Here is an 11,282-nt window from a genome sequence, read left to right as displayed (position 1 = left end):
GCCTCGTCGACGCTGGTGAGCGGGGCCTGGTGCGTCGAGCTGCAAGGCGGAGGAGGGCGTCGACGCGATGGGGGTCCCCCCGCTCGAGCGAGGTCGAGGGTGAGGGAGTCGGCAACCGACGACAACGCGGCAGATCGGCGTGCCAGGCCCCGCGTCTGCGGCATGATCCGCCGGACAGGCCCTAGCGCACCGGTGCCGTGCCGCAGGTGAACTCCAGGGAATCGAGCAGTTCGGCCGTCAGCCGTATCCCGGTGATCCGTTCGGCCAGGGCGAAGGCGGCCTCGGTGTGCCAGTCGTCCAGTGCCGCGTCCGGGCTCGGACGGAAGCCGGACTCCCGCATCTCCACGAGGTATCCGTCCGCCCGGCTGCCGTCCCGGCGGTCGGGGAAGAGCGGCTCGAAGTGCAGAAGCAGTTCGCCGTCCGCCAGCCAGACGAAGTGGTCCACCGCCTCGATGTTCCGGTGGTGGGCGACGATGGTGCGCCCCCGGGACAAGGGGCGCAGCGCCGACGAGGTGACGCCCAGGTAGCCGTTGACCTCGACCATCAGCGACCAGTCGCCGACCGCCGCGACCCCCACGAACAACTCGTCGCCCTGGCGCTGCGACCAGGCGTCGAAGGACGGCTCGAACAGGCCCGCCACCCCGGTGATCCGCGGCCCGGGCTCGGCGCCCAGCCCTTCGAGCAGGCCGGCCGGCGAGAGGGCGCCGGCCAGCGTGACGCAGTACGCGTCCCGCAGGGCCGCGTGGCGCTCTCGCAGCCAGGCGTAGTCCGTCGCGTGCGGGGGAGTCTCGGTCATGTCCGCAGCATGCCAGGCGCCACCGACAGCGGCTCCAGCACGCGTAAAACGGTCGACGTCCGCCCTCGTGACTTGCGATTCTTCCCGCATGACCGACACCCCGCCCCTCGCCGAGGGCTACGAGATCTCCACCGACCCCGGCCGCGTCGACGTCGAGCGCGTGCATCGCTGGCTGTCCACCGACGCGTACTGGGCGATCGGGCGGCCCCGGGAGAAACACGACCGGGCGGTCGAAGGGTCGCTCAACTTCGGGGTGTATGAGTCGGTTTCCGGAGAACAGGTGGCGTATGCCCGGGTCGTCACGGACCGGGGGACCTTCGCGTGGCTGTGCGACGTGTACGTCGATCCGTCCGTGCGAGGCAAGGGGATCGGCACGGCACTCGTCGGGGCCGTGCGGGAGGAGCTGCGGCCGTACGGGCTGCGGCGGATCCTGCTCGCCACGCACGACGCCCACGGGGTGTACGAGAAGCTCGGGTTCGCGCCGCTGGAGAAGCCGGACCAGTGGATGGCGCTCATCTTCGAGCAGCCGGCTCGCATAACTCCCAGGTAACACCTCTTGACCTGCGGACTTTCGCGACTCACCATCGCCGCATGCAACTACGGGTCACGTTCGTCGCCGCCGCGCGCAGCTCCCCGCTGCTCGCCGAGCGCTTCGAGGACGACCGTCCGCTGGACCAGGCCGGCTGGGACGAGGTGCAGCGCGTCGCCCACGGCCTGATCCCGCTGGCGGTCGCCGAGCTGCGCTACTGCTCGCCGACTCCGCGCAGCCGCGCCACCGGGGACGCCCTCGGCTACACGCCGCTGGTGCAACTCGCCCTGCGCGACTGTGACATGGGGCGCTGGCGCGGGCTGACGCTCGGCGAGGCGATGGCCCGCGAGCCGGAGGCGGTGGACGCCTGGCTCGCCGACCCGAACAGCACGCCGCACGGCGGTGAGTCGCTGCGGGAGTTCATCGCCCGGGTCGGGAACTGGCTGGACACCCGCCCCGTCGAGGACGGCGGCCGGATCGTCGCCGTGGCCGAGCCCTCGGTGGTCCGCGCCGCCCTGGTGTACGCCCTGAAGGCGCCGCCCTCGACGTACTGGAACATCGACGTACGCCCGCTGTCGACGACCGTCGTCACCGGCCGCGCGGGACGCTGGAACCTCCGCCTCGACGGAGTGTCGGCTCAGCCCTCGCGGGCGTAGTCGGTGGTCAGGACCAGGTCCTTCGCGGGACCGCCCACCCGCCACACGGTCCGCCAGTGGTCCTCGTCGCGGACGGTGAACTCCCCGCGATAGAGGTCGGCCGAGCAGGGATGGCCGGCGACGTGGCGTCCCGAGGTCAGGTCCAGGTCGTGGAAGGGGCGCCCGTCGGCGAAGCGCACGTCCGCCGACCCGGGGGAGCTGCCCTGCCCGGGCAGGAAGCGCAGGGTGCGTTCGGCGGGGCGAGGGACGCCCTGCCAGGTGAAGGTGCCGGATTCGTGGTGCAGCAGTCCGCAGCCGTCCAGCGGGCTGAAAGTCGTCGTACCGGCGAAGTGGCCCTCCGCGCCGCTCGCCAGGTCCCGCACGGATCGTGTCACCCGCCAGCTCCCGGCCATATACGCCAGTACGTCCGGCACTGGCCAGAACTCGCCCATCCCGTCCGCTCCTCCGTCACATCCGGTGTTGTGCGACCCATTGACGCGTCCCGGCCCCCTCCCTATCTTGCCGTTCGAAGTGCTGATCATTGTCCGAAATATCGAACGGCACTTCTTGTGAACCCACAACTCCACACCCCCCGAGCCGCGGAGTATCCATGTCACGCACCCGCACCCGCTGGAGACTCGGTCTCACGGCCACCGCCCTCCTGGTGGCGGCCGGTCTGGTCCCGGCGCCCGCGCACGCCGAGGACGTCACCGACTACGCGATCACCGTCGATCCGACCGCCAAGGGCGCGAAGGTCGACGACACGATGTACGGCGTCTTCTTCGAGGACATCAACCGGGCCGCCGACGGCGGTCTGTACGCCGAGCTCGTACAGAACCGGTCCTTCGAGTACTCCACCGCCGACAACACCTCGTACACGCCCCTCACCTCCTGGGCGGTGGACGGCACCGCGCGGGTCGTGAACGACGACGGCCGGCTCAACGAGCGCAACCGCAACTACCTCTCCCTGGGAGCCGGTTCGTCCGTCACGAACGCCGGCTACAACACCGGCGTCCACGTGGACGAGGGCAAGAAGTACGACTTCTCGGTGTGGGCCCGCGCCACCGGCGGCACCACCCTCACCGTCACCCTCCAGGACGCCGACGGCACGCTGGCCACCGCCCGCAAGGTGGCCGTGACGAAGAGCGGCTGGGCCAAGTACACCGCCACCCTCACCGCCACCCGCACCAGCAGCGACGGCCGGCTCGCCGTCGCCTCCTCCGCCGCGGCCGCCCTCGACATGGTGTCCCTCTTCCCGCGCGACACCTACAAGCACCAGTCCAACGGCCTGCGCAAGGACCTCGCCGAGAAGGTCGCCGCCCTGCACCCGGGCTTCCTGCGCTTCCCCGGCGGCTGCCTGGTCAACACCGGCTCCATGGAGGACTACAGCGAGGCCTCCGACTACCAGCGCAAGCGCTCCTACCAGTGGAAGGACACCATCGGCCCGGTCGAGGAGCGTGCCACCAACTCCAACTTCTGGGGCTACAACCAGAGTTACGGCCTCGGTTACTACGAGTACTTCCGCTTCGCCGAGGACATCGGCGCGATGCCCCTGCCCGTGGTCCCGGCCCTGGTGACCGGCTGCGGCCAGAACAAGGCCGTCGACGACGAGGCGCTGCTCAAGCGGCACATCCAGGACACCCTCGACCTCATCGAGTTCGCCAACGGGCCGGTGACGTCGACCTGGGGCAAGAAGCGCGCGCAGATGGGCCACCCCAGGCCGTTCCGCCTCACGCACCTCGGGGTGGGCAACGAGGAGAACCTGCCGGTCGAGTACATGGCCCGGTTCAAGCAGTTCCGGGCGGCGATCGAGGCCAGGTACCCGGACATCACCGTCGTCTCCAACTCCGGCCCCGACGACTCCGGTTCGACCTTCGACACGGCCTGGCAGCTCAACCGCGAGGCCAAGGTCGACATGGTCGACGAGCACTACTACAACAGCCCGCAGTGGTTCCTCCAGAACAACGGCCGCTACGACTCCTACGACCGCAACGGGCCCAAGGTCTTCCTCGGTGAGTACGCCTCCCAGGGCAACGCCTTCAAGAACGGCCTCGCCGAAGCCGCCTTCATGACCGGGCTGGAGCGCAACGCCGACATCGTCAAACTCGCCTCCTACGCCCCGCTGTACGCCAACGAGGACTACGTCCAGTGGAGCCCGGACATGGTGTGGTTCAACAACCACGCCTCCTGGAACTCCGCCAACTACGAGGTCCAGAAGCTGTTCATGACCAACGTCGGTGATCGCGTGGTGCCCTCCACTGCCACCGGCACGCCCTCCCTGCTCGCCCCCATCACCGGCGCGGTCGGCCTGTCGACGTGGGCGACCACGGCGGCGTACGACGACGTCAAGGTCACCGGCGCGGACGGTTCGCCCCTGCTCAGCGACGACTTCGGCGGTGACGCCTCGAAGTGGACCCACACCGGCGGCGGCAGCTGGAGCGTCCAGGACGGGCAGTACGTGCAGAGCGACGTGGCCGCCGAGAACACCATGGTCTCGGCCGGCGACCCGTCCTGGCACGACTACGACCTGCACGTGAAGGCCACCAAGAAGTCCGGCAAGGAGGGCTTCCTCGTCGCCTTCGGAGTCAAGGACACCGGCAACTACTACTGGTGGAACCTGGGCGGCTGGAACAACACCCAGTCCGCCGTCGAGCAGGCCGTGGACGGAGGCAAGTCGACGCTCGTCTCCAAGGCCGGGTCGATCGAGACGGGCCGCGCCTACGACATCGACATCAAGGTGCGGGGCCGGCAGGTCACCCTCTACCTCGACGGCCAGGAATGGGGCGGCTTCACCGACGACAAGCCGGCCGAGCCGTTCCGGCAGGTGGTCACCAAGGACAAGAAGACCGGTGACCTGATCGTCAAGGTCGTCAACGCCCAGTCCTCGGCGGCCCGTACGGCCATCGACCTGGGCGGCGCGAAGGTCGCGTCCCGGGCGAAGGTCACCACCCTGGCCGCCGCGCCGGACGCGGTGAACACGGAGACCGACACGGCGGTGGCACCGGTGTCGTCCGTCTACGAAGGGGTCGCCGCCAGGTTCACGTACACCTTCCCGGCGAACTCGATCACCTTCCTGCGGATCAAGCAGAGGTAGCCGCTACTGCGGGCGTGGGCCGCTGTCCGCGGGGCGGCGGCCCACGCCCGGCCAGGTCGATCACACGCGCCGCGCCCCATGGCTGCTCTCGTCCTGGAGGCCGGCGGACCGGCGAAGCGATGATCGCAGTCCCGCTCCGAATCGAATTGCATAAACGTGCATCGAAACGTATAGTCATGCCATTACAGAGGAGGATGTATTCCCATGGCGGTACGTGCGGCAGTGGCCGGAGCGAGTGGATACGCGGGCGGGGAACTCCTGCGTCTGCTCCTGGCGCACCCCGAGGTCGAGATCGGTGCCCTGACCGGCAACTCCAACGCGGGACAGAGGCTCGGGGCGCTGCAGCCGCACCTGCTGCCGCTGGCCGGCCGCGTGCTCCAGGAGACCACCGCGGACGTCCTGGCGGAACACGACGTCGTCTTCCTCGCGCTTCCGCACGGGCAGTCCGCCGCCGTCGCCGAGCAGCTCGGCCCGGACGTGCTCGTCGTCGACATGGGAGCCGACTTCCGGCTCGAGAACGCCGGTGACTGGGAGAAGTTCTACGGTTCCGCGCATGCCGGCACCTGGCCCTACGGCCTTCCCGAACTGCCGGGTGGCCGCGCCGCGCTGGAGGGGTCCAAGCGCATCGCGGTGCCCGGCTGCTACCCGACCGCCGTCTCACTCGCGCTCTTCCCGGCCTACGCGGCCGGTCTCGCCGAGGCGGAGGCCGTGATCGTCGCCGCGTCCGGGACCTCCGGCGCGGGCAAGGCGCCCAAGCCGAACCTGCTGGGCAGCGAGGTCATGGGCTCCATGTCCCCGTACGGCGTCGGCGGCGTCCACCGGCACACCCCCGAGATGATCCAGAACCTCAGCGCGGCCGCCGGCGAGACCGTCTCCGTCTCCTTCACGCCGACCCTCGCCCCGATGCCCCGCGGCATCCTCGCCACCTGCACCGCGAAGGCGCGCCCCGGCGTCACCGCCGAGTCCGTCCGCGCCGCCTACGACAAGGCCTTCGCCGACGAGCCCTTCGTCCACCTCCTGCCCGAGGGGCAGTGGCCCGCCACGGCGTCCGTCTACGGTTCCAACGCCGTTCAGGTGCAGGTCGCGTACGACGAGGCCGCGGGCCGCATCATCGCGATCAGCGCCATCGACAACCTGACCAAGGGCACCGCGGGCGGTGCCGTCCAGAGCATGAACATCGCCCTCGGCCTTCCCGAGGAGCTCGGTCTTTCCACGATCGGAGTCGCACCGTGAGCGTCACGGCAGCACAGGGATTCCAGGCGGCGGGCATCGCCGCCGGAATCAAGGAGAACGGCAACCCGGACCTGGCCCTCGTGGTCAACACCGGGCCACGCCGCGCCGCCGCCGGCGTCTTCACCTCCAACCGCGTCAAGGCCGCCCCCGTCCTGTGGTCCGAGCAGGTCCTCAAGACCGGCCGGGTCTCCGCGGTCGTCCTCAACTCCGGTGGCGCCAACGCCTGTACGGGCCCCAAGGGCTTCCAGGACACGCACGCCACCGCCGAGAAGGCCGCCGAGGTGCTCGGTGTGGGCGCCGTCGAGATCGCCGTCGCCTCCACCGGCCTGATCGGCATCCTGCTCCCGATGGACAAGCTGCTCCCGGGAGTCGAGCAGGCGGCCGAGGCCCTGAGCGAGCACGGCGGTGAGAAGGCGGCCATCGCCATCAAGACCACCGACTCCGTCCACAAGACGTCCGTCGTGACGAAGAACGGCTGGACCGTCGGCGGCATGGCCAAGGGCGCAGGCATGCTCGCCCCGGGCCTCGCCACCATGCTCGTCGTCCTCACCACCGACGCCGACCTCGACAGCGCGGCCCTGGACAAGGCTCTGCGCGCCGCCACCAAGGTCACCTTCGACCGCGTCGACTCCGACGGCTGCATGTCCACCAACGACACCGTCCTCCTGCTCGCCTCCGGGGCATCCGACGTCACTCCCGGGTACGAGGAGTTCGCCGAGGCCGTACGCGCCGTCTGCGACGACCTCGGGCAGCAGCTGATCCGGGACGCCGAGGGTGCCAGCAAGGACATCAAGGTCGAGGTGATCAACGCCGCGAGCGAGGACGACGCCGTGGAGGTGGGCCGCTCCATCGCCCGCAACAACCTCCTCAAGTGCGCGATCCACGGGGAGGACCCGAACTGGGGCCGCGTGCTCTCCGCGATCGGCACGACGACGGCGGCCTTCGACCCCGACCAGCTCAACGTCGCCATCAACGGCGTCTGGGTGTGCAAGAAGGGCGGCGTGGGCGAGGACCGGGAGAAGGTCGACATGCGCTACCGCGAGGTCCGCATCACGGCGGACCTCGCGGCAGGCAATGAGTCTGCGGTGATCTGGACCAACGACCTGACGGCCGACTATGTCCACGAGAACAGCGCGTACTCCTCTTGACGTGCCCGCTTGGTTGTCGCAAGTCCTCGTCGTCGCCGACGAGGGTTCCTGTTTCATCGGCGACAGCTCGCCCCGGACGAGTCCGGGATGAGTCTTACGTCGCCTCCGCAGGCCAACACCGCCCGCCCGGCGGCTGATCCGAGATCTTTCCGAAAGTCGGCTATGACGGTCAATCACTCAGAAGAGCGAAAGTCCCCGACCCGTAAGCACACCGCCCTCCCCAAGGCGCAGATCCTCATCGAGGCGCTGCCCTGGCTGGTCCGGCACAACGGCAAGACGGTCGTCATCAAGTTCGGCGGCAACGCCATGATCGACGAGGACCTGAAGGCTGCCTTCGCCCAGGACGTCGTGTTCCTGCACCATGCCGGCCTCAAGCCCGTCGTCGTGCACGGCGGCGGCCCGCAGATCAGCGCCGCCCTCGACAGGCACGGCATCGTCAGCGAGTTCAAGGCGGGCCTGAGGGTCACCACCGAGGACGCCATGGACGTCGTCCGCATGGTGCTGGCCGGACAGGTCCAGCGCGAACTGGTCGGGCTGCTCAACCAGCACGGGCCGCTCGCCATCGGTCTCACCGGCGAGGACGCGCACACCATCACCGCCATCAGGCACCAGCCCGAGATCGACGGAGAACTGGTCGACATCGGTCGGGTGGGCGAGATCACCGACATCGACACGGGTCTGATCGACGCACTGCTCGCCGACGGCCGGATCCCGGTCGTCTCGTCGATCGCCCGGAGCCAGGACGACGGACATGTCTACAACGTCAATGCTGATACGGCGGCTGCGGCACTCGCTGCTGCTCTGGGCGCCGAAACCCTCATGGTCCTCACGGACGTCGAGGGCCTCTACGAGGACTGGCCGAACAGCGACGAGGTGATCAGCCGCCTCACCGCTTCCCAACTGGAGAAACTCATGCCGGAGTTGAGCTCGGGCATGGTGCCGAAGATGGAGGGCTGTCTGCACGCCGTGCGCAACGGCGTCACCAACGCCCGGGTCATCGACGGCAGGGTGCAGCACTCGATCCTGCTGGAGATCTTCACCGACGAGGGCATCGGCACCATGGTCGTGCCCGACGAGAAGACGGACGTACCGGACGCACAGGGGGAGTCATGAGCAACGAAGAACTGACCGCGCGGTGGCAGGGCGCCCTCATGAACAACTACGGCACTCCGCGGCTGCCGCTCGTGCGCGGCGAGGGCACCAAGCTGTGGGACGCCGACGGCAAGCAGTACCTCGACTTCGTCGGCGGCATCGCGGTCAACGCGCTCGGCCACGCCCACCCGGCGATCGTCGAGGCGGTCAGCACGCAGATCGCCGCCCTCGGCCACGTCTCCAACCTCTTCATCGCCGAGCCGCCCGTCGCGCTCGCCGAACGACTGCTCCAGCACTTCGGCCGCGACGGCAAGGTGTACTTCTGCAACTCCGGCGCCGAGGCCAACGAGGGCGCCTTCAAGATCGGGCGGCTGACCGGGCGGAGCCACATGGTCGCCACTGACGGCGGCTTCCACGGCCGGACCCTGGGCGCCCTCGCGCTGACCGGCCAGCCCGGCAAGCGGGAGCCCTTCCTGCCGTTGCCGGGCGACGTGACCCATGTGCCGTACGGCGACGCGCAGGCGCTGGCCGCCGCGGTCACCGAGGAGACGGCTCTCGTCGTCATCGAGCCGATCCAGGGCGAGAACGGCGTCGTGGTGCCCCCGGCCGGCTATCTGAAGGCCGCCCGGGCGATCACCGCCGCGACCGGCAGCCTGCTGGTGCTGGACGAGGTGCAGACCGGGATCGGACGCACCGGGCACTGGTTCGAGTACCAGGCCCACGAGGGTGTCCTGCCGGACGTCGTCACGCTCGCGAAGGGTCTCGGCGGCGGCCTGCCGCTCGGCGCGACGGTCGCCTTCGGGCGGGCAGCCGAGCTGCTGCAGCCCGGCCAGCACGGTACGACCTTCGGCGGCAACCCGATCGCCTGCGCGGCCGGGCTCGCCGTTCTCGAGACCATCGCCTCCGAGGGCCTCCTCGAGAACGTCAAGCAGCAGAGCGAGAAGCTGCGCGACGGAATCGAGGGCGCCGACGGCAGTTCACGTCACCCGCTGATCGCCCACGTCCGGGGAGCGGGCCTCCTCCTGGGTATCGTGCTCACCGAGCCGCTCGCGCCGAAGGTGCAGCAGGCGGCTCAGGACGCCGGCTTCCTGGTGAACGCGCCCGCCCCTGACGTCGTACGGCTGATGCCGGCGCTGAACCTCGGCGACGACGAAGTGGACGCGCTTCTTCAGGCACTGCCCGGCATCCTGGACGTGGCCAAGGGGGACGGATGATCCGGAGAATGAGTCGACGATGAGCCAGGCGCAGGAGCACGAGCAGACCGCAGGGCCTGCCGTACCGCAGACCCGCACCGCACGCCACCGCCGGATCGTGGACATCCTCAACCGGCAACCGGTGCGCAGCCAGAGCCAGTTGGCGAAACTCCTCGCGGACGACGGGCTGAGCGTCACCCAGGCGACGCTCTCCCGGGACCTCGACGAGCTGAACGCGGTGAAGATCCGCAACACCGACGGCGACCTGATCTACGCGGTACCGAGCGAGGGGGGCTTCCGTACCCCTCGTGCGCCGCTGGGCGGGTCGGCGAAGGAAGAGCGGATGCGGCGGCTGTCGTCGGAGCTGCTGATCTCGGCGGAGGCCTCGGCGAACCTCGTCGTTCTACGGACGCCGCCGGGTGCCGCGCAGTTCCTGGCTTCGGCCATCGACCAGGCCGAGCTGCACGACATCCTGGGGACCATCGCGGGTGACGACACGTTGCTGCTGATCAGCCGGGATCCGGTCGGGGGGCAGGCGTTGGCGGATCATCTGCTGCGGCTGGCCCAGAACGGCAACGGCCACGGGCACGGCCACGGGCACTGAGGAGCCGGTTTCGGTGGTGTGCCGGATGCGGGCGCATGGGGGCTGGTCGCGCAGTTCCCCGCGCCCCTAGGCCCGCTCAGCCGCGGGCAGTCGTGCCGCTGGGGCGCCACGGGTGGGCGCGGCGGCACCCCGTGAGCGCCGGGCTGCGCGACCCACCCCCCACCAGCAGCCGCGCCGGTCAACCGAGCCGGGCCGCCAGGCCGCCCGTGCACCGCACCTCGTCGCCCGCCGTGATCAGGAGCGCCTCCACGTCCGGGAGGGACTCCAGCCAGCCCAGTGCCTCCCGCGAGCCCATCGCGAACGCCGCGGTCGCCCAGCAGTCCGCCCAGATGAGCCGGGGGGCCACCACGGTGACCGCCACCAGGTCGGTCACCGCGGAGCGGCCCGTCCGGGGATCGACGATGTGGGTGCCGCGCTCGGCCGTGCCGGACGTGGCGACGGCCAGCTCGGGGACACCCGCCGCGGAGACCACCGCCGCCAGTCCACCCGGCCGCAGCGGATCCGACACCCCGACACGCCACGGACGTTCCGGGCCGGGCACGCCCAACAGCTGGACGTCCCCACCGCCGTTGACGCTCACCCCGGTCGCCCCGGCCTGAGCCATCCGCCGGGCGGCCTGCTCGGCGGACCAGCCCTTGACGATGCCGGTCGGGTCGAGGCGGCCCTCGTAGCGCATGCTGAACCAGCCGTCGCTGACCCGCTCCGCCTCCGCGCCCAGTTCGAGCACCTCGGCGACCATCGGGTCGCAGTCGTCGACGGTCAGCTCGCCCCGGGCCAGCCGGGAGACCTGGCTGTCACCGCGGTAGGTGCTGAACACCTCGTCGACCCGGTGCAGTCCGGCCACCGCCTCGCGCAGTGCCGCCTGTACCGCACCGGGATCCCCGCCGCGGACGTCGAAGGAGAAGACCGTCCCCATGACCTCCTCCGCATGACGTACCGCGGCGGGAGTATGTGCCGG

General features: G+C 70.2%; 11 protein-coding genes. 8 read left to right on the top strand and 3 right to left on the bottom strand.

Annotation, left to right across the window (positions count from 1 at the left end; genetic code table 11):
- Positions 1 to 181: 181 nt before the first annotated feature.
- A complete protein-coding gene (locus KUM49_RS27850) occupies positions 182 to 796 on the bottom strand; it encodes a DUF6461 domain-containing protein (RefSeq protein WP_217239704.1) in 615 nt (204 codons plus the stop codon).
- Positions 797 to 884: 88 nt separating this feature from the next.
- Between KUM49_RS27850 and KUM49_RS27845 the strand changes: the two genes are divergently transcribed.
- Together KUM49_RS27845 and KUM49_RS27840 are read left to right on the top strand one after the other, a co-directional pair.
- Positions 885 to 1,346, top strand: coding sequence for a GNAT family N-acetyltransferase (locus KUM49_RS27845; RefSeq protein WP_217239703.1), 462 nt, complete (start codon positions 885 to 887; stop codon positions 1,344 to 1,346).
- A gap of 41 nt (positions 1,347 to 1,387) precedes the next feature.
- Positions 1,388 to 1,981: a histidine phosphatase family protein gene (locus tag KUM49_RS27840; RefSeq protein ID WP_217239702.1), complete on the top strand. Its 594-nt coding sequence runs from the start codon at positions 1,388 to 1,390 to the stop codon at positions 1,979 to 1,981.
- Here the strand turns inward: KUM49_RS27840 and KUM49_RS27835 are convergent.
- The gene (locus KUM49_RS27835; RefSeq protein WP_217239701.1) at positions 1,963 to 2,412 is read right to left on the bottom strand and encodes a DUF6314 family protein; all 450 of its coding nucleotides are present in this window, start codon (positions 2,410 to 2,412) and stop codon (positions 1,963 to 1,965) included. The two genes, KUM49_RS27840 and KUM49_RS27835, sit on opposite strands and share 19 nt — an antisense overlap.
- A gap of 158 nt (positions 2,413 to 2,570) precedes the next feature.
- On the opposite strand from KUM49_RS27835, the gene KUM49_RS27830 reads away from it, so the two are divergent.
- From KUM49_RS27830 to KUM49_RS27805, 6 genes are all read left to right on the top strand, one after another.
- Positions 2,571 to 5,054, top strand: coding sequence for an alpha-L-arabinofuranosidase C-terminal domain-containing protein (locus tag KUM49_RS27830; protein ID WP_217239700.1), 2,484 nt, complete (start codon positions 2,571 to 2,573; stop codon positions 5,052 to 5,054).
- 204 nt (positions 5,055 to 5,258) lie between these two features.
- On the top strand, positions 5,259 to 6,287 hold the full coding sequence (gene argC, locus KUM49_RS27825; protein WP_217239699.1) for an N-acetyl-gamma-glutamyl-phosphate reductase: 1,029 nt from the start codon (positions 5,259 to 5,261) through the stop codon (positions 6,285 to 6,287).
- The gene (argJ, locus tag KUM49_RS27820; protein ID WP_217239698.1) at positions 6,284 to 7,435 is read left to right on the top strand and encodes a bifunctional glutamate N-acetyltransferase/amino-acid acetyltransferase ArgJ; all 1,152 of its coding nucleotides are present in this window, start codon (positions 6,284 to 6,286) and stop codon (positions 7,433 to 7,435) included. The genes argC and argJ overlap by 4 nt, the downstream gene beginning before the upstream one ends.
- A 162-nt stretch (positions 7,436 to 7,597) precedes the next feature.
- On the top strand, positions 7,598 to 8,548 hold the full coding sequence (gene argB / locus KUM49_RS27815) for an acetylglutamate kinase (RefSeq protein WP_217239697.1): 951 nt from the start codon (positions 7,598 to 7,600) through the stop codon (positions 8,546 to 8,548).
- Positions 8,545 to 9,741, top strand: coding sequence for an acetylornithine transaminase (locus KUM49_RS27810; RefSeq protein WP_217239696.1), 1,197 nt, complete (start codon positions 8,545 to 8,547; stop codon positions 9,739 to 9,741). The genes argB and KUM49_RS27810 overlap by 4 nt, the downstream gene beginning before the upstream one ends.
- Before the next feature lie 19 nt (positions 9,742 to 9,760).
- Complete coding sequence (locus tag KUM49_RS27805) at positions 9,761 to 10,324, top strand: arginine repressor (protein WP_217239695.1); 564 nt, start codon at positions 9,761 to 9,763, stop codon at positions 10,322 to 10,324.
- A 178-nt stretch (positions 10,325 to 10,502) separates the two neighbouring features.
- On the opposite strand, the gene KUM49_RS27800 is transcribed toward KUM49_RS27805, so the two are convergent.
- Positions 10,503 to 11,240 carry an FAD:protein FMN transferase gene (locus KUM49_RS27800; RefSeq protein WP_217239778.1) on the bottom strand — a complete coding sequence of 246 codons (738 nt, stop codon included), beginning with the start codon at positions 11,238 to 11,240 and terminating at the stop codon, positions 10,503 to 10,505.
- Positions 11,241 to 11,282: the final 42 nt, after the last annotated feature.

The sequence above is a fragment of the Streptomyces sp. AC555_RSS877 genome, assembly GCF_019049245.1.
Lineage (GTDB): Bacteria > Actinomycetota > Actinomycetes > Streptomycetales > Streptomycetaceae > Streptomyces.
The sequence above is the reverse complement of the archived record's forward strand: the minus strand, read 5'-3'. Positions and strand labels throughout refer to the sequence as shown.

Bases quoted from the DNA above. Each gene is read 5' to 3' on its own strand.
- KUM49_RS27845 (WP_217239703.1), top strand. From the start codon at position 885: ATGACCGACACCCCGCCCCTCGCCGAGGGCTACGAGATCTCCACCGAC.
- KUM49_RS27800 (WP_217239778.1), bottom strand. From the start codon at position 11,240: ATGGGGACGGTCTTCTCCTTCGACGTCCGCGGCGGGGATCCCGGTGCG.
- KUM49_RS27830 (WP_217239700.1), top strand. From the start codon at position 2,571: ATGTCACGCACCCGCACCCGCTGGAGACTCGGTCTCACGGCCACCGCC.
- KUM49_RS27835 (WP_217239701.1), bottom strand. From the start codon at position 2,412: ATGGGCGAGTTCTGGCCAGTGCCGGACGTACTGGCGTATATGGCCGGG.
- KUM49_RS27805 (WP_217239695.1), top strand. From the start codon at position 9,761: ATGAGCCAGGCGCAGGAGCACGAGCAGACCGCAGGGCCTGCCGTACCG.
- argB (WP_217239697.1), top strand. From the start codon at position 7,598: ATGACGGTCAATCACTCAGAAGAGCGAAAGTCCCCGACCCGTAAGCAC.
- argC (WP_217239699.1), top strand. From the start codon at position 5,259: ATGGCGGTACGTGCGGCAGTGGCCGGAGCGAGTGGATACGCGGGCGGG.
- KUM49_RS27850 (WP_217239704.1), bottom strand. From the start codon at position 796: ATGACCGAGACTCCCCCGCACGCGACGGACTACGCCTGGCTGCGAGAG.
- KUM49_RS27810 (WP_217239696.1), top strand. From the start codon at position 8,545: ATGAGCAACGAAGAACTGACCGCGCGGTGGCAGGGCGCCCTCATGAAC.
- KUM49_RS27840 (WP_217239702.1), top strand. From the start codon at position 1,388: ATGCAACTACGGGTCACGTTCGTCGCCGCCGCGCGCAGCTCCCCGCTG.